Raw genomic sequence first — 19,739 nt, 5'->3', positions numbered from 1 at the left:
GAGTCAGAGTTCAGACCGGGTGCGACAGACCAGGCAAACAGATCCAGACCCGCAGGGTTGCACAGAATCAGACGTGGTAACGCGCGCTGTGTTTATGCCACTCCAGATTGCCGCCAATCCATGTTCTCAAGCCTGTGAGGTAGCGCCGCAATACCGGCGAGCGCGTGCCTTTCATCAAAGTACCGTGCAGGCGCTCGAATTCTTCCATTACCGCGTCGTGGATATCGGCCGTCAGGTCGATTGCCTCTTGTAGCGAACAGTTGTGCCTGGCTGCCAGCAGGTAAGGCAGCTTGAAGTCTCCGGTTTCGTTCAAGTGCTCCTTGTAGGCGGAATACAGATCGTTGACCAGCGTGGTCGCCAGCGAGGCGAGTGCGGTGATGTGGTGAATCTCTGGATCGGAGTACGTGTTGGCCGGGACTTCATAGCCGCCGATCGGATCGATTAATACCAGGCATGGCCAGAAGCTGTTGACCTGCCTGCTGGCAAGATACTCGGCAACGGTGGGTTGAGTTCCATACAGGCGCCAGGGCCCTTCGGCAGCCATGGTCACGAACATCGCAATGGTAATCTGCCGGACCCGCGCCACCTGGGATGGCGTGCAAAATCGAGCGACCCGGCTCATGTAAGCGAGAAGGCCACGAATGACCGGGTCGCGCGTTTGCTGCTGCAACAACTCGTCGTCGAACGGGGGAGGCAAGTAAACCGGGTCGAGGCCGGTCATGGCGAACGACAGACGCTCTGCCACTTTCTCGGGGTTGCCGCCCAATGTCCGGTCGTCGCAATAGTAGTCATCCACGGCGAACAGGGCTGCAAAACACTGGGCCGCCAACAGCAACCTGTCCGGGTCATCGGTGTCCGCGTGGCACAGCATCGCGTAGCGCCCGAAGTCGGAGGCGCGGATCTTTTGCAGTCTGCCCTCGAAAATGCCAATGGCTGGCAGCCAGTCCATCAAGCGCTCGTTGACGACCTGGCCCAGTGGTTCATCAATGCGGGTCGGTGCGGGGCAACGCAGCCTTCGCACGACAAACGGAGCCACTGCGCTACGAGGTTGTGTGACTGCAGATGATGGGGTCATGACGATATCTCCTTGAAAGGGATGCTCACCCTGAGGGATCGTTGAATCTGCGTTCGCGATGCATCGCGAGGTTTTGCCATCGCCTCAAGTCGGCCGGCCCGTTGTGTTCACAGAGCCGACGAAACCAGATGCTGAACTTGTCAGGCTCCGCAGAGACAGACTGGTGAACCCGGGCAATGCTCAACCATTGCCAGGCTTGAGCCTCTGCGGGGTTGGCGACAGGGTCGGCATGACTGATGCCGGCGAATATGTGATCGAACTCATGCTCGATCAGTTGATTTGTTACCGGTTCGCGATAGAGCAGCGTGGAGACTTTCGTCAGTGGGCAAGTGAGGCCCATTTCTTCCTGCAGACGGCGTCTGGCTGCCGCCAGGGTGCGCTCGCCATTCCGCGGATGACCGCAACATGCATTGGTCCACAGTCCCTGAGAGTGATATTTGCCAAGTGCACGTTGTTGCAGGAGGACGCGATCGTGGGTGTCGAAGATGAAGATCGAGAAGGCTCTATGCAGCAAGCCTTGGCGATGAGCCTGCAGTTTCGGTGAGCAGCCCAGTTTTCGGTCATGTGCGTTGACGAGTATCAGCAACTCTTCCATAGCCAGACTCCGGTGTGTCTTCGCTACTTTGGTGTTACTGCCAACCAGACAACGTAGGGAAATTCAGACGTGTGATCTGATTCGAATCTAGTGCGCGAGAACGTGGCCTGCAATCGTGTTTTTAGACCGTTTAAGCAGCAACTGATCCTCTTTTAAAAGCATCTGACCATCTGTTCTGTATCGGATCTGTCATCGATCCGGCTATTGCCAAACCGGGATCTCGACTGTTCAACCTGCAAAGCCAGCGTCTTCACATTCCACCAACAATTCCTCGCTTTCCCGCCCGTCAGGCTTTGTGGCAACTTGGCCGCCCCTGATGAGGCTGTATCCGATGGCAAACCCATACCGCGAACTGTTCAACGCCCCCGGCGCCCGGGCCTTTGTGATGGCCGGGATGATCGCGCGCATGCCGATTTCCATGACCGGCATCGGCGTGATCACCATGCTTTCGCAGTTGACCGGCGGCTATGCGCTGGCCGGTGGCGTGGCGGCGACCTTTGCCTTGGCCACGGCATTCTGTGCGCCGCAGGTGTCACGGCTGGTGGACCGTTACGGTCAGGGGCGGATTCTGCCGGTGTCGGCGCTGATCGGTGGCGGGGCGCTGCTGATGTTGTTGCTGTGCACCCGTTTGCAGGCGCCGAACTGGACGCTGTTCGTTTGTGCGGCACTGGCCGGTTGCATGCCGAGCATGTCGGCGATGGTGCGGGCGCGCTGGACGGAAATCTATCGCGGCCAGCCGCAATTGCAGACCGCTTATGCGCTGGAGTCGGTGCTCGACGAAGTCTGTTTTATTGTCGGGCCGCCGCTGTCGGTGGGGTTGTGCGTCGGCGTGTTTCCCGAAGCCGGGCCGCTGGCTGCGCTGATAATGCTGGCCATCGGCGTGACGGCGTTTGTCGCCCAGCGCAGCACCGAGCCGCCGGTGCATCCTCACGAATCGCATCATCAGGGTTCGATCATTCGTTCCACCGACGTGCAATGGCTGCTGTTGTTGATGGTCGCCATGGGCATGATCGTCGGCGTGGTCGATGTGGTCAGCGTCGCGTTCGCCCAGCAGCAGGGGCAGCCGGCGGCGGCGAGCATCGTGTTGTCGGTGTATGCCATCGGTTCCTGCCTGGCGGGCATCGCGTTCGGGGCGATGCGCTCGAAGCTGCCGTTGCCGCGCCTGTTTCTCTATGGCGGGCTGGCGACTGCGGTGACCACCCTGCCGCTGTTGCTGGCGACCAACATCTTCGGCCTGGCCGTGGCGGTGTTCATTGCCGGGCTGTTCTTCTCGCCGACCCTGATCGTGGCGATGGCGTTGATCGAACGCATCGTGCCACCGGCCAAGCTCACCGAAGGCCTGACCTGGCTGGTGACCGGCCTGAGCATCGGTGTGGCCATCGGCGCTGCCGGTTCCGGTGCGCTGGTGGATGCGTTCGGTGCGCGCAGCGGCTTCTGGCTGGCGATTGTCGCCGGGGCGGTGGTGCTGTGTTCGGCGGTGCAGAGTTTCCGCCACTTGAAATGACTGGATAGACGCACGCGGGCTAATTTCTGCAGGACCGCCTTCGTTCTTTTATACAGACAACTTTTCGAGGTAAGCCGGGTGACTCAGCTGACATTGCTGTGCCTTCCTTATTCGGGCGCCAGTGCCATGGTCTACAGCCGCTGGCGCCGCAAATTGCCGCAGTGGCTGACGCTGCAACCGGTAGAACTGCCGGGTCGCGGCGCGCGTTTTGGCGAAGCGCTGCAAACCGATATGCGGGCGCTGGCCCGTCAGTTGGCCAGCGAACTGCAAACGACCCTGCGCGCGCCTTATGCCATTTTCGGCCACAGCCTTGGCGCGCTGCTGGCCTGCGAGCTGGCCCATGCCTTGCGCGCTCTGGGGTTGCCGGAGCCGGTTGCATTGTTCGCCTCCGGCACGGCGGCGCCGACGCTGCGCAGTGAATATGACCGCGGCTTCGCCGAGCCGAAGAGCGATGCCGAACTGATCGAACAGTTGCGCACCTTGAACGGCACCAGCGAAGAAATTCTCGCCAACGCCGAATTGATGAGCCTGACCTTGCCGGTGCTGCGAGCCGACTTTCTGCTGTGCGGACGTTTCCAGCCGATCCAGCGCCCGCTGCTCAAATGCCCGGTGCATGTGCTTGGCGGTACCACCGACCGTGCGACCACCGAGCAATTGATCGGCTGGAGCAAGGAAACCCTCGGCAGTTTCTCCGTGGACATGCTGGCCGGCGGTCATTTCTTCATCCATGAGCACGAGGCCAAAGTGCTGAAGGTCATCAAGGACCAGCTCGACGTACATCACCGGCGCCACGCGCTGGCCGTCAGCGCCTGAATTCCAATCGACGACTGCAGGCTGTCGGCCTGTGGTCGCTTCTTCTTTCAGCTCGCAGCTTCGGGCTTGCAGCTGACCTCCTGATAGTTCTTCTCATTCGCTAATTTTTCCGGTGTGCATTCGTTTTATAGGGACGACGTGCCTTTGTGCTTCCTGCCTACTGATCCGGATGCTAAGAAATGAATGCTGAAGACTCCTTGAAACTTGCTCGCCGGTTTATCGGGTTGCCCCTGGAAAAGCGCCAGATGTTCCTCGCGGCCCTGCAAAAGGAGGGCGTGGATTTCGCCCGATTCCCGATTCCTGCCGGGATCGAGGCCGAAGATCGCCAGGCGTTGTCTTACGCGCAGCAACGGATGTGGTTTCTCTGGCAACTGGACCCGCACAGCGGCGCCTACAACTTGCCGGGTGCGGTACGCCTGACCGGGCGGCTGAATCTGCCGGCACTGGAGCAGGCGTTTGCCGCACTGGTGGCGCGACACGAAACCTTGCGTACGGTGTTCCAGCGCCAGGCGGATGACAGCCTGCTGCAAGTGCCGGCCACGGCAACCTTGAACATCCACCACGAAGATTTCAGCGCGCTGCCGGCTGCCGGACGCGAGGAGGCTGTCGTTCGTGCCGCTGAACAGCAATCGGTGTTGCCGTTCGATCTGGCGGTCGGGCCGTTGCTGCGGGTCACCTTGCTCAAGCTCGCCGAGCAGGAGCACGTCTTGCTGCTGACCCTGCATCACATCGTTTCCGATGGCTGGTCGATGAATGTGCTGATCGACGAATTCATCCGTTGCTATGACGCTTTCGATGCCGGCCAGCCGCCGGCGCTGGCAGCCCTGCCGGTTCAGTACAGCGATTACGCCCTGTGGCAACGTCGCTGGCTGGAGGCCGGCGAGCAGGCGCGGCAACTGGAGTACTGGCAGGCGCAGCTGGGTGATGAGCACCCGGTACTGGAACTGCCGCTGGACCATTCGCGTCCGGCCATGCCGAGCTATCGCGGTACACGCTACGAGTTCGCCGTTGACGGCCAGTTGGCCGACCAGTTGCGCGCCACCGCACAACAGCATCAGGTCACGTTGTTCATGTTGTTGCTCGGCGCGTTCAATGCGCTGTTGCACCGTTATACTGGGCAGACCGACATCCGTGTCGGCGTGCCGATCGCCAACCGCAATCGCGCCGAGATCGAAGGCCTGATCGGTTTCTTCGTCAATACCCAGGTACTGCGCACCAAAGTCGATGGCCAGACCCGCGTCGATGCGTTGCTGCAGGCGATCAAAGAGACGGCGCTCGGCGCCCAGGCGCATCAGGATCTGCCGTTCGAGCAACTGGTCGAAGCGCTGAAACTGGAGCGCAGCCTCAGTCACACGCCGCTGTTCCAGGTGATGTACAACCACCAGCCGCAGGTGGCCGATATCGCTGCCCTGAGCACAGCCTCGGGCCTGCTGCTCGACAGCCTCGACTGGCAAAGCCGCACCACTCAGTTCGACCTGACACTCGACACCTACGAGAAGGGCGGCAAGCTGCACGCGGCACTGACTTACGCCAGCGATCTGTTCGACGCGCCGACCATCGAGCGCATGGCGCGCCACTGGTTGCGCCTGCTCAAGGCGATGGTCGCTGATCCCGCGCAACGCATTGGTGAGCTGCCATTGCTGGACGCGGACGAGCAGCACACGCTGGTGCATGCCTGGAACGCTACAACAGCGGTTTATCCGACCGGGCAACCGATTCATCAATTGATCGAAGCCCAGGTGGCCCGTACCCCGGATGCACCGGCGCTGGTGTTCGCTGAACAAACCCTGAGCTACGCGCAACTGGATGCGCGGTCCAATCAACTGGCCCGTCTGCTGCGTGAGCAAGGCGTGCAGGCCGACAGCCTGGTGGGGATCTGCGTCGAGCGTTCACTGGAAATGGTGATCGGCCTGTTGGCGATTCTCAAGGCCGGCGGCGCCTATGTGCCACTGGATCCGGAGTACCCGCAAGAGCGCCTGGCCTACATGATCGAGGACAGCGGCATTACCTTGCTGTTGACCCAGAGTGCGTTGCTGTCGTCGCTGCCGACGGCAGGGGTGAAGGTGATTACCCTTGACCAGGAAGCCGACTGGCTGGATCGCTACAGCGAAAGCCGTGTCGAGGCAGTCGTCGATCCGCAGAACCTCGCGTACGTGATTTACACCTCCGGCTCCACCGGTAAACCGAAAGGCGCCGGCAACAGTCATGCGGCGCTGGTCAACCGTTTGTGCTGGATGCAAGAGGCTTATGGGCTGGATGCCAGCGATTCGGTGCTGCAGAAAACCCCGTTCAGCTTTGACGTGTCGGTGTGGGAGTTTTTCTGGCCGCTGCTGACCGGTGCGCGTCTGGTCGTGGCAGCGCCGGGCGCGCACCGCGATCCATCGCTGTTGATCGAGACCATCAACCGCTACGGCATCAGCACGCTGCACTTTGTCCCGTCGATGTTGCAGGCGTTTATTCATGAGCCGGGCGTCGAGGGCTGTACCGGCCTCAAGCGCATTGTCTGCAGCGGCGAAGCGCTGCCGCTGGACGCGCAACTGCAAGTGTTCGCCAGACTGCCGAACGCCGGACTCTACAACTTGTACGGCCCGACCGAAGCGGCCATCGATGTCACGCACTGGACCTGTTTCGATGAAGGCGCCGACAGCGTGCCGATCGGGCGGCCCATCGCCAACCTGCGCACCCATGTGCTCGACGCCGAGCTGTTGCCGGTGCCGAGCGGTGTGGCCGGTGAGCTGTATCTGGGCGGGGCAGGGCTGGCGCGCAGTTATCACCAGCGCCCGGCGCTGACCGCCGAGCGTTTTGTACCGTGCCCCTTCCACGAAGGCGCGCGTCTGTACCGCACCGGTGACCGGGTACGTCAGCGTGCCGACGGCGTCATCGAATACCTGGGGCGTCTCGATCATCAGGTGAAGCTGCGTGGCTTGCGTATCGAGCTGGGCGAAATCGAAACCCGCCTGATGCAGCATCCGCTGGTGCGTGAAGCCGTGGTGCTGGTGCAGGGCGGCAAACATCTGGTCGGTTATCTGGTGCTGGAAACTGCCCAGACAGACGAACAGTGGCAACAGGACGTCAAGGCCTGGCTGCTTGGCAGCCTGCCGGAATTCATGGTGCCGACTTACCTGATGACGCTGGCCAGGTTGCCGGTCACCGCCAACGGCAAGCTGGATCGCAAAGCCTTGCCGCAGCCGGATGCCGCGCCGCAGCAAGCTTTTGTCGCGCCGCAGGATGCCATGCAGAAAGCCCTGGCGGCGATCTGGGAAGACGTGCTCGGTTTGCAACGGGTGGGTCTGGAAGACAACTTTTTCGAACTGGGCGGCGATTCGATCATTTCGATTCAAGTGGTCAGCCGTGCGCGACAGGCCGGGATCCGTATCAGCCCGCGCGATCTGTTCCAGTATCAGACGGTGCGCAGTCTGGCGCTGGTCGCGATCTTCGACAGCCACAGTTCGGTGGATCAGGCGCCGGCGACGGGCGAGGCCGTGTTGGGGCCGATCCAGCAACAGTTCTTCAGCCGGGCGATGCCGCAGCGTGAGCACTGGAACCAGTCCCTGTTGCTGACTCCGCGCGAGACGCTGAATGCTCAATGGCTCGACGCCGCGTTGACCCATGTGATCAATCATCACGATGCCTTGCGCCTGCGTTTTGTCGAGGGCGCCGAAGGCTGGCAGCAAGCGTACGCCGCACAGGTCGAACGCGCTGACCTGTGGCAGCGCACGGCCGAGACCGCCGAGCAACTGACTGCCCATTGCGACGAAGCCCAGCGCAGTCTTGATCTGGCCAACGGGCCGTTGTTGCGCGCGGTGTTGGTGACCATGGCCGATGGCAGTCAGCGCCTGTCGCTGATCCTCCATCACCTGGTGGTCGACGGCGTGTCGTGGCGTGTTTTGCTGGAGGATCTGCAGCAAGCCTACGAACAGCTTGCGGCGGGCGGTGGTGTGCAACTGCCGGCCAAGACCAGCGCGTTCCAGAACTGGACTGCACGCCTGAGTACCGAGGCTTCGCGTTTCGATGATCAACTGGCTTACTGGAAAGCCCAGCACGACACCGCGCAGGATCTGCCGTGCGAACGTCCTGAAGGCAGCCTGGAAAACCGTTTCGGACAGAAGATCGAATGGCGTCTGGACGCCGGGCGCACGCGCCAATTGCTGCAGCAGGCACCGGCGGCGTATCGCACGCAGGTCAACGATCTGTTGCTGACGGCGCTGGCGCGCACCATCAGTGGCTGGAGCGGTCAGCCTGGCACCCTGATTCAACTGGAAGGCCATGGCCGTGAAGACCTGTTCGACGACATCGACCTGACGCGCAGCGTCGGCTGGTTCACCAGCCTGTTCGCCGTCAATCTGGTGGCGACCGAGGATCTCGACGGTTCGATCAAGGCAATCAAGGAACAACTGCGTGCGGTGCCGGACAAAGGTCTGGGTTACGGCGTGCTGCGTTATCTGGCGGCGCCGTCGGTGCGCGAAGAGCTGGCGTTGCTGGCACCGCCGCGCATTACCTTCAACTACCTGGGACAGTTCGATCGTCAGTTTGATGAGCAGGCGTTGCTGGTGCCGTCCGCCGAGTCCGGCGGTGTCGCCCAGGATTCGCAGGCGCCGCTGGATAACTGGCTGACGGTCGAAGGCCAGGTCTATGGCGGCGAATTGAGCCTGAGTTGGGGCTTCAGTTCGCAGATGTTCGACAGTGCCACCGTGCAAAGCCTGGCTGATCGCTACGCAGCCGAACTGACAGCACTGATCGAGCATTGCTGCGCCCTCGATACCGCGCAAGCCACGCCTTCGGACTTCCCGTTGGCGCGCATCAGCCAGGCACAACTGGATGCGTTGCCGGTCGCCGCTGCCGACATCGAAGATGTCTATCCGCTGTCGCCGATGCAGCAGGGCATGTTGTTCCACACCCTGTATGAGCCGCAGGCCGAGGCGTACATCAGCCAGATGCGCCTGGACATCCAGGGCCTTGATCCGCAGCGTTTTGCCGCTGCCTGGCAAGCGGCGCTGGCGCGTCATGATGTGCTGCGCAGCAGCTTCCACTGGCAAGGCCTGGACAGCGCCCATCAAGTGATCAGCCGCCAGGTGCCATTGCCGCTGCAGGTGCTGGAAAACACGGACACCGATGCGCTGGCCGAGACTGAGCGGGCGCAGGGTTTCGAACTCGACTGCGCGCCGTTGCTGCGCCTGAAACTGGTGCGCACCGGCGCCGATCGCTGGCATTTGATCTACACCAGCCATCACATCCTGATGGACGGCTGGAGTAATGCGCAGTTGCTGGGCGAGGTGATTTCCCACTACGCCGCCGGGCGCTCACTGCCGGCACCGGTCGGGCATTACCGCGATTACATGGGCTGGTTGCAGCAGCAATCGACAGACGCCGGCAAGGTGTTCTGGAAGGCTGCGCTGGCGCCGTTGCAGGCGCCGACGCTGCTTGCCGATGCCCTGCGTCCGCCAATGGCCGGGCATGGCACTGACGAGCATCGCGAGGTGATCGACGAAGCCGCCACACGGCGTCTGGGCGAGTTTGCCCGTCAGCACAAAGTCACCCTCAACACCTTGCTGCAAGCGGCCTGGAGCCTGTTGCTGCAACGCTACACCGGGCAGGATTGCGTAGCGTTCGGCGCCACAGTGGCCGGTCGTTCGGCGCCGCTGCCGGGCATCGAGCAGCAACTGGGACTGTTCATCAACACCCTGCCGCTGGTGTGCAACCCGCGCCCGGATCACCGCGTCGGGCAGTGGCTAAGTGATCTGCAAGCGCAGAACCTGGCCCTGCGCGAGTTCGAGCATGTGCCGCTGTACGACATTCAGGGCTGGGCAGGGCATCAGGGCTCGGCGCTGTTCGACAGCCTGCTGGTGTTCGAAAACTTCCCGGTCGCCGAAGCGCTGAAACAAGGCGCTCCTGCCGGGTTGACCTTCGGCAACCTGCACAACCACGAACGCACTCACTATCCACTGACGCTGGGCATCGAACTCGGCGCCACGCTGAGCCTGGAGATGAGCTACGACGCCTCGCGTTTCAGCGCTGCCCAAGTGCGCTCTCTTTGTGCCAACCTGCGCCACTTGCTGGCGCAACTGATCACCAACGCCACAGGCTGCCTCGGCAACCTGACGTTGCTCGATGAAGCCAGCAGCCACGCCATGCTCGCCCACTGCCAGCCGCCAGCGCTGCAGTTGCAGCACACAGGCCTGGTGCACGAGCGCATTGCCGCCCAGGCCAAAGCCACACCGAAGGCTCTGGCCGTGCAGTGCGGTGAACAGCGCCTGAGCTATGACGAACTGAACCGCCAGGCGAATCGCCTTGCCCACCGTCTGCTGGCCAGCGGTGCGGCGCCGGGCAAACGTGTCGGCCTGGCACTGCGTCGTGGCCCGCAAATGATCGTCAGCCTGCTGGCCGTGCTGAAGACGGGCGCGGCTTACGTACCGCTTGATGCCAACTACCCGGCCCAGCGTCTGGCCTACATGATCGAAGACAGCCGTGTCGATCTGCTGCTCGATGAGTCGGCTCTCCTGCAAGACGTGCCGCTTGCGGTTGGCCTGGAGTATCTGCAACTGGGCGACATCATCGAGACGCTGGGGGCTTATCCGGACAGCGACCCGCTGAATCACGCCACGGTCGATGACCTGGCCTACGTGATCTATACGTCGGGTTCCACCGGTCAGCCAAAAGGCGTGGCGATTGCTCACGCGGCGCTGCGCGAATTCTGCCAGACCGGTGCCGAGTATTCGGCGCTGACTGCCGATGATCGCGTGCTGCAATTTGCGACCTTCAGCTTCGACGGTTTTGTCGAGCAGTGTTACCCGCCGCTGTGTGTCGGCGCGGCGCTGATCATGCGCGGCGACGAACTCTGGGATGTGATCCGGTTGGCGGACGAGATCGTCGGCCATGGCGTGACCCTGGCGGACTTGCCGGCGGCCTACTGGTTCTTGCTGGCGCGTGAATGCGCTGGCGGCAACGTCGCCAGTCTGGGCGCGTTGCGCCAGGTGCATGTCGGTGGCGAAGCCATGTCGGTCGAAGGCCTGCGCCTGTGGCACGAAGCAGGGCTGAGCCATGTGCGACTGCTCAACACCTACGGGCCGACCGAGGCGACGGTGGTGTCGAGCGTTCACGACTGCCGTTTGAGCGATGCCAGCGACACCTTCGGCATTCCGATTGGCCGGGCCATTCCCGGCCGCGCGTTGTACGTGCTCGACAGCGCCGGGCAATTGTTGCCGGCCGGTGGCGTCGGCGAGTTGTGCATTGGTGCGAGCGCCTGTCTGGCGCAGCAGTATTTCGATCGTCCGGCCCTCACCGCCGAACGCTTCTTGCCAGACCCGTTTGCCATCGAAGCGGGGGCGCGTCTGTATCGCAGTGGCGACCTGGCGCGTTACAACGAAAACGCTGATCTGGAGTACGCCGGGCGTATCGACCATCAGGTGAAGATTCGTGGCTTGCGCATCGAGATGGGTGAAATCGAAGCCTGTCTGCAAGCGCAGGAGGGCGTGCGTGCCGCTGCGGTGATTGCTCAGGATTTCCCGGGTGGGGCGCAACTGGTGGCTTACGTGGTGCCCGAGACAGGAATCGAACCTGCGACCGCGCAGGTGCAGTGGCTGGACTCGCTCAAGGCTTCGCTGCAACAGGTGCTGCCTGATTACATGGTGCCGGCGCACCTGCTGTCGCTGGACGCATTGCCCTTGAACAACAACGGCAAACTTGATCGTACCGCGCTGCCGAAAGCCGAGATGAACCATGACCTGTGCGCCTATGTTGCGCCGCAGACGTTGCTGCAAGTGCAACTGGCACAGATCTGGGAAGCCGTGCTGGAGTCCGGCGCGGTAGGGCTCAACGATCACTTCTTCGAACGAGGCGGCCATTCGTTGCTGGCCACCCAGGTGATTTCCCGGGTCCGCCAGACACTCAAAATTGATGTGCCGATGCGCACTCTGTTCGAGCAACCGACGCTGCAAGCCTTTGCCGCCGCCTGCGCCACCCTGCAACACAGCGAAAGCGTGCCGATGATGGCGTTGCAGCGCGGTGATGCACTGGCGTTGTCTTATGCCCAGGAACGGCAGTGGTTCCTCTGGCAGCTGGAGCCGGACAGTGCCGCTTACCACGTGCCGAGTGCGCTGCGCTTGCGTGGTGCGCTGGACATCACCGCGTTGCAGAACAGTTTCAATCAACTGGTGGCGCGTCACGAACCGTTGCGCACCACGTTCCGTCAGGACGACGAACGCACTGTGCAGGTGATTCATGCGCCGGGCCAATTGACGATTGAACAGCACAGCCTCGACACCGAGGACAATCTTTCGAACTGGGTGCAGGCGCAGATCCGCCAGCCGTTCGATCTGCTCAACGGGCCGCTGCTGCGGGTCAGCTTGCTGCGGTTGGCGGCGGATAATCACGTGCTGGTGATCACTCAGCACCACATCGTTTCTGACGGCTGGTCGATGCAAGTGATGGTGCGCGAACTGATGGCGATGTATGCCGCCGCGCGCACTGGGCAACCGCTGGTGCTGGCCCCGCTTGTGCTGCAATACGCCGATTTCGCCCAGTGGCAACGGCAGTGGATGGAGGCGGGCGAGCGTCAGCGTCAGCTCGATTATTGGGTGGGCCAGCTTGGCGGCGAACAACCGGTGCTGGAGCTGCCGCTCGACCACTCGCGTCCGGCGGTGCAGAGCTACCGTGGGGCGCGACTTGATGCACCACTGGAACCCGCGTTGAGCACGCAATTGCAGGAGGTTGCCCGACGTGAGGGGGTGACGATGTTCATGCTCCTGCTGGCCTCGTTCCAGACCCTGTTGCACCGCTACAGCGGTCAGGACGATATCCGCGTCGGCGTGCCGATTGCCAACCGCAACCGCGCCGAAACCGAGGGCCTGATCGGCTTCTTCGTCAACACCCAGGTGATGCGTGCGCAGTTTGCCGGTGACCTGAGTTTCCGTGATCTGCTGGCGCAGACCCGTCAGGCTGCAATGGGCGCCCAGGCGCATCAGGATCTGCCGTTCGAGCAACTGGTGGAAGCGCTGGCACCAGAGCGCAGCCTGAGCCACAGCCCGTTGTTCCAGGTGCTGTTCAACCACCAGCGCGATGCCGCGCCGGTCACCGATGTGGCGGATTTACGCATCGAAGGCCTGCCGTGGAACAGCGCCACCGCACAATTCGACCTGACGCTGGACACCACGGAATCCGCCGCCGGGCTGATGGTCAGCCTGACCTACGCCAGCGACTTGTTTGAAGCGGCGACCATCGCGCGCCTGTTCGAACACTGGCAGGCATTGCTGCGGGCGATCGTTGCTGAGCCACAGCAAGCGATCGCCGCGTTACCGATGCTCGCCGCGCAAGAGCGCCAGCAGATCCTCGAAGACTGGAACGCCACCGCCACCGAGTACCCGCTGCACCTGAGCGTGCAGCAGTTGATCGAGGCGCAAGTGCTGTGCACACCGGACGCCGTGGCGCTGAAATACGCCGACGAATGCCTGAGCTACGCGCAGCTCAATGCCCGTGCCAACCGGTTGGCGCACAAGCTGATGGCGCAGGGTGTCGGACCTGAAAGCCTGGTCGGCATCGCGGCCGAACGTTCGATGGAAATGGTCGTCGGTCTGTTGGCCGTGCTCAAGGCCGGGGGTGCCTACGTGCCGCTCGACCCGGAATACCCGCAGGATCGCCTGGCCTACATGATCGAAGACAGCGGCGTGCAGCTGTTGCTGACCCAGGCACATCTGCTCGATGCCTTGCCATTGAGCGGGCAGGTGCAAACCCTGTTGCTCGAGGAATCGCTGGAGGGCTTTGCCAGCCACAATCCCGACGTGGCGGTCACCGGTGAAAACCTCGCCTACGTGATCTACACCTCCGGTTCCACCGGCAAACCGAAAGGTGCCGGCAACCGTCATGTCGCCCTGACCAACCGTCTGTGCTGGATGCAACAGGCCTACGAGATCGGTGCCGGCGACAGCGTGCTGCAGAAGACGCCGTTCAGCTTTGACGTTTCGGTGTGGGAGTTCTTCTGGCCATTGATGACCGGCGCACGGCTGGTCGTCGCAGCGCCGGGCGATCACCGCGATCCGGCAAAACTCGTGGCGTTGATCAACCGCGAACACATCACCACGCTGCACTTTGTGCCGTCGATGTTGCAAGCCTTCCTGCAGGACGCCGACGTCGCCACGTGCACCAGCCTGCAACGCATCGTGTGCAGTGGCGAAGCACTGCCGGCGGACGCGCAACAGCAAGTCTTCGCCAAACTGCCGACTGCCGGGCTTTACAACCTTTACGGCCCGACCGAAGCCGCCATCGATGTCACGCACTGGACGTGTGTGGAGGAGGGCCGCGACAGCGTGCCGATCGGACAGCCGATTGCCAACCTCGGCTGCTACATCCTTGACGACAACCTCGAGCCGGTGCCGACCGGTGTCCTCGGTGAGTTGTACCTGGCAGGCGTCGGTCTGGCGCGGGGTTACCACCAGCGTCCGGCGCTGACCGCCGAACGTTTTGCCGTCAGCCCCTATGGCAATGGCGAGCGGATCTACCGCACCGGTGACCTGGCACGCTACCGCGCCGACGGCGTGATCGAATACGCCGGCCGGATCGACCATCAGGTCAAGCTGCGCGGTTTGCGGATCGAGCTCGGTGAAATCGAAGCGCGTCTGCTGGAGCATGGCAACGTCCGTGAAGCGGCGGTGCTGGTGATCGACGGCAAGCTGCTGACCGCTTACGTAGTGTTGAGCGAAGAAAGCGCGGACTGGCGCGACACCCTGATGCGTTATCTGCACGCCGGACTGCCGGAGTACATGGTGCCCAATCAGTGGCTGAATCTTGCGCAGATGCCGTTGAGCCCCAATGGCAAGCTGGATCGCAAGGCGCTGCCGAAACCCGAATTGGGGGCCGGCAAGGCCGAATACATCGCGCCGCGCAATGAGCTGGAGCAACGCATCGCTGCGGTGTGGGCCGATGTGCTGAAACTGCCGCGAGTAGGGCTGGGCGATAACTTCTTTGAACTGGGTGGCGATTCGATCATTTCGATTCAAGTGGTGGCCCGTGCCCGTCAGGCCGGCATCCGCTTTACCCCCAAAGACCTGTTCCAGTACCAGACCGTCCAGGCGCTGGCGGGTGTCGCGACGCTGGGTGAAGGCGCGACGCTGGTCGACCAGGGCCCGGTCGGCGGCGCCACGCCGTTGCTGCCGTTCCAGCAGTGGTTCTTCGCGCATGACATTGCCGAGCGTCATCACTGGAACCAGTCCGTGATGCTGAAACCGGCCATCAGCATTGAGGCCGATGCACTTGAGCAAGCCCTGCAAGGGCTGGTCACGCATCACGATGCCTTGCGCCTGTCGTTCACTGAAACGAGCGACGGCTGGACCGCGAATCACCACGCAACAACCGTCAGACACGACCTGTTGATGCAGGCCTCAGTCAGCGATGAGCAACAGTTGCAGGCCGCCTGCCTTGCGGCGCAACGCAGCTTCGACCTGGCTCAAGGCCCGCTGCTGCGTGGCTTGCTGGTGACTCTGGCCGACGGTTCACAACGCTTGTTGCTGGCGGTGCACCACCTGGTGGTGGACGGTGTGTCCTGGCGGATTCTGCTGGAAGATTTGCAAAGTGCTTATCAGCAGCGCATCGACGGCAAGCCCCTGCGTCTGCCGGCCAAGACCAGCGCCTTCAAGCACTGGGCCGAACGTTTGCAACAGCACGCGCCGCAACGTGCGGGTGAACTCGACCTGTGGCGCGCACAATTGGCTGATGCGCCCGTCGATCTGCCGTGCATCAATCCGCAGGCCAGCCTGCAAAATCGCGATGCGCGCACCGTACAGACGCGCCTCGATCAAGCGCTGACCCGACAACTGCTGCAACAGGCGCCGGCGGCGTATCGCACTCAGGTCAATGATCTGCTGATGACCGCGCTGGCCCGGGTCATCTGCCGCTGGACGGGGCAGGCCTCGACCCTGATTCAGCTGGAAGGGCATGGTCGTGAAGACCTGTTCGACGACCTTGACCTGAGTCGCAGTGTCGGCTGGTTCACCAGTCTGTTCCCGGTGCGCCTGACTCCGACCGCGTCGTTCGACGGTTCGATCAAGCAGATCAAGGAGCAGTTGCGGGCGATTCCCGACAGGGGCCTGGGCTTCGGCGTGCTGCGTTACTTCGGCGATGATGCGACCCGCCGCGAGCTGGCGGCGCTGCCGACGCCGCGCATCACGTTCAACTATCTCGGGCAGTTCGACAGCCAGTTCGATGACGGCGCACTGTTCGCGCCGGCCAGCGAAAAGGCCGGCGACGAACAGAGTCCGTTGGCACCGCTGGGCAACTGGCTGGAACTCAATGGTCAGGTGTATGGCGGTGAGCTGAGCCTGGACTGGACGTTCAGCCGCGAGATGTTCGATGAAGCAACCATCGCGCGCCTGGCCGACGAGTACGCGATCGAACTGGCGGCGCTGATCGAGCATTGCTGCGCTGCACGCAATGCCGGCGTCACGCCGTCGGACTTCCCGCTGGCGCCGCTCAACCAGCAACAGCTCGATGCGTTGCCGGACGCCGGTGCCGATGTCGAAGACATCTACCCGCTGTCGCCGATGCAACAGGGCATGTTGTTCCACAGCCTGTACGAACAAGGTTCGGGGGATTACATCAACCAGATGCGCGTCAGCGTCGAAGGCCTTGATCCCGAGCGTTTGCGTCAGGCCTGGCAGGGCGCCGTCGATCGCCATGCGATTCTGCGCACGCGTTTTGTGTGGATCTCCGAGCAGGAGCAGCCGCTGCAAATCGTCCAGCGTCAGGCCGAACTGCCATTCAGCCTGCATGACTGGCGCGGTCGCGCTGATCTGGCGGAGGCGCTCGACGGGCTGGCACAGGAGCAACTGCAACAGGGCTTCGATCTGTTGGAGGCGCCGCTGCTGCGTCTGGTGCTGGTACAAACCGGCGATGACCGCTTCGAGATGATCTACACCAGCCATCACATTCTCATGGACGGCTGGAGCAACTCGCAGTTGCTCGGCGAAGTGCTGCAGCGCTATGCCGGTGAAACCCCGGCCGCGCCGGTGGGCCGTTATGGCGATTACATCGGCTGGCTGCAGCGTCAGGACGGTCAGGCCAGCGAGCGCTTCTGGACCGAGCGTCTGGCCGGCCTCGACGAGCCGACCCACCTGGTCCGCAGCTGCCTCGATACGCTGGCAACTGCCGGCCAGAGCGGTTACGACCAGCAAACCCGTTGGCTGGACCGTGAGCAGACTCAACGTCTGGGTGCGTTTGCCCGTCAGCACAAGGTCACCCTCAACACCGTGGTGCAGGCCGCCTGGCTGTTGCTGTTGCAGCGTTACACCGGTCAATCGACCGTGGCGTTCGGTGCTACGGTCGCCGGGCGTCCGGCCGAGTTGCCAGGTGTCGAACAACAGATCGGCTTGTTCATCAACACCTTGCCGGTAATCGCCACTCCGCGTGTCGAGCAAGCCCTCGGTGAGTGGCTGCAATCGGTGCAGGCGCTGAACCTGGCCATGCGCGAATTCGAATACACGCCACTGGCGGACATTCAGCGCTGGTCGGGACAACGCGGCGAAGGCTTGTTCGACAGCTTGCTGGTGTTCGAGAACTACCCGGTATCGGAGGCGCTGAACAACGGTGCGCCGCAAGGCTTGCGTTTCGATGAGGCGCGCAGCCAGGAGCAGACCAATCTGCCGTTGACGGTGCTGGTGGACCTGAGCGACAGCCTGTCGTTGCAATTCGCCTATGCCCGGCAACATTTCAGCGCTGCGCAGATCGAACAGATCGCAGGCCACTTGCAGCACGTGTTGTTGCAAATGGCCGACTCGCCGGCGCAGCGTCTGCTGGCCGATCTGAGCCTGTTCGATGCGGCACAACAACAGGCGACGTTGCACGACTGGAACCGTGCGCCGGCCACCTATGCGCAAACCCGCACCCTGCCACAGCTGATCGAGGCACAGGTACGCCGGGCACCAGAGGCGATTGCCGTGAGCCTGGGCGAAGAGCAATTGAGCTACGGCGAACTCAACGCCCGTGCCAACCGCCTGGCCCATGCCCTGATTGCACGGGGCGTCGGTGCCGATGTGCTGGTGGGTCTGGCTGCCGAGCGTTCGATCGAAATGATCGTCGGCCTGGTCGCCATCCTCAAGGCTGGCGGGGCTTACCTGCCGCTGGATCCGCAGTATCCGGCCGAGCGCCTGCAATACATGATCGAAGACAGCGGTATTGCCTTGTTGCTGATGCAGCCGGGTGTGCTTGATCACCTGGAAGTTGCCGGGCGCGTCGAAACCCTGCTGCTGGGTGACGACAGCCGCTGGCAGGATCAATTGGCAACCGATCCGCAGGTCTGGGCCGACAGCGCCAGCCTCGCTTACGTGATCTACACCTCGGGCTCCACCGGCAAACCGAAGGGTACGCTGCTGGCTCACGACAACGTGCTGCGTCTGTTCGAGGCAACGGAGCCCTGGTTCAGTTTCGGTGCCGAGGATCGCTGGACGCTGTTTCACTCGTATGCGTTCGACTTCTCGGTCTGGGAAATCTTCGGCGCACTGCTGCATGGCGGGCGTCTGGTGATCGTGCCGCACAGCGTCAGCCGCTCGCCGCAGGAGTTCCATGCGCTGCTGTGTCGCGAGCGCATCACCGTGCTCAACCAGACGCCGTCGGCATTCAAGCAACTGATGCAAGTCGCTTGCGACGCCCCACAGGATCCGCAACTGTCGTTGCGTTACGTCGTGTTTGGCGGTGAGGCGCTGGAAGTGCGCAGCCTGCGTCCATGGTTCGAACGCTTCGGCGATGCCGCGCCACAGCTGATCAACATGTACGGCATCACCGAAACCACGGTTCATGTGACTTACCGTCCGCTGACCCTGGCCGATCTCGAACAGGACGCCGGCAGCCCGCTGGGCGAGCCGATCCCGGACCTGGGCTGGTACGTGCTCGACGCCGACCTGAAACCGGTGGCCAAGGGCTGCATCGGCGAGTTGCACGTCAGCGGCGCCGGGCTGGCACGGGGTTATCTCAAGCGTGCCGACCTCAGCGCCTTGCGTTTCGTGCCGAACCCGTTCGGTGACGACGGCGCGCGGCTGTATCGCACCGGCGACCTGGCGCGCTATCGCGCCGATGGCCGGATCGAGTACGCCGGACGTATCGACCATCAGGTGAAGATCCGTGGTTTCCGTATCGAGCTGGGTGAAATCGAGGCGCAACTGTTGGCGCTGCCACAAATCCGTCAGGCCGTGGTCCTGGATCAGCCAGGCGCCGGCGGCGTGCAACTGGTTGCGTATCTGGTGGCCGATCAGTCGGTCGAGCTCGATCAACAGGGCCAGTGGCGCGAGCTGCTGCGCCAGGCGCTCAAGTACAACCTGCCGGATTACATGGTACCGGCGCATCTGCTGCTGCTCGACAGCCTGCCGCTGACCGCCAACGGCAAGCTTGACCGCAAGGCCCTGCCACAACCGGACGCCAGTCTGCTGCAAAACACCTATGTGGCGCCTGAAAGTGAACTGCAACAGCAGATCGCCGGGGTCTGGGCCGAAGTCTTGAAACTGGAGCGTGTCGGCCTGACAGATAACTTCTTCGAGCTTGGCGGCCATTCGCTGCTGGCCACTCAGGTGGCCTTGCGTCTGCGCGAGTTGCTGGGCTTCGAAGTGCCGCTGGCCAGCCTGTTCGCCAGTGCCGATCTGGCGGCTTTCAGCGAAGCCGTACAAGCCCTGCAACCCGATTTGCAGCCCGTTCATGATGTTTTGGCTAAATCCTTGGAGGCTCTCAATCGTTTATCAGCAGATGAACTTGAAAAACTGATTTCCTGAGAGGACCACGGC

Annotated in this window: 5 protein-coding genes; 3 read left to right on the top strand and 2 right to left on the bottom strand. The window is 62.7% G+C overall.

The annotated features are described in order from the left end of the window. Window positions 1–67 precede the first annotated feature (67 nt). Both DXT77_RS09790 and idi read right to left on the bottom strand, forming a co-directional pair. On the bottom strand, window positions 68–1,075 hold the full coding sequence (locus DXT77_RS09790) for a terpene synthase family protein (protein ID WP_147406993.1): 1,008 nt from the start codon (window positions 1,073–1,075) through the stop codon (window positions 68–70). 25 nt (window positions 1,076–1,100) lie between these two features. Next, window positions 1,101–1,670: an isopentenyl-diphosphate Delta-isomerase gene (gene idi, locus DXT77_RS09785; protein ID WP_119427492.1), complete on the bottom strand. Its 570-nt coding sequence runs from the start codon at window positions 1,668–1,670 to the stop codon at window positions 1,101–1,103. A gap of 331 nt (window positions 1,671–2,001) precedes the next feature. Between idi and DXT77_RS09780 the strand changes: the two genes are divergently transcribed. From DXT77_RS09780 to DXT77_RS09770, 3 genes are all read left to right on the top strand, one after another. Then, the gene (locus tag DXT77_RS09780) at window positions 2,002–3,174 is read left to right on the top strand and encodes an MFS transporter (RefSeq protein WP_119427491.1); all 1,173 of its coding nucleotides are present in this window, start codon (window positions 2,002–2,004) and stop codon (window positions 3,172–3,174) included. A gap of 78 nt (window positions 3,175–3,252) precedes the next feature. Beyond that, a complete protein-coding gene (locus DXT77_RS09775) occupies window positions 3,253–3,987 on the top strand; it encodes a thioesterase II family protein (protein ID WP_119427490.1) in 735 nt (244 codons plus the stop codon). A 179-nt stretch (window positions 3,988–4,166) separates the two neighbouring features. Then, entirely contained in the window at window positions 4,167–19,727 is a 15,561-nt protein-coding gene (locus DXT77_RS09770; protein ID WP_119427489.1) for a non-ribosomal peptide synthetase, read from the top strand. Window positions 19,728–19,739 lie beyond the last annotated feature (12 nt).

This window comes from Pseudomonas sp. 91RF (assembly GCF_003576265.1).
In the GTDB taxonomy this organism is placed as follows: Bacteria; Pseudomonadota; Gammaproteobacteria; order Pseudomonadales; family Pseudomonadaceae; genus Aquipseudomonas; species Aquipseudomonas kribbensis.
The sequence above is the reverse complement of the archived record's forward strand: the minus strand, read 5'-3'. Positions and strand labels throughout refer to the sequence as shown.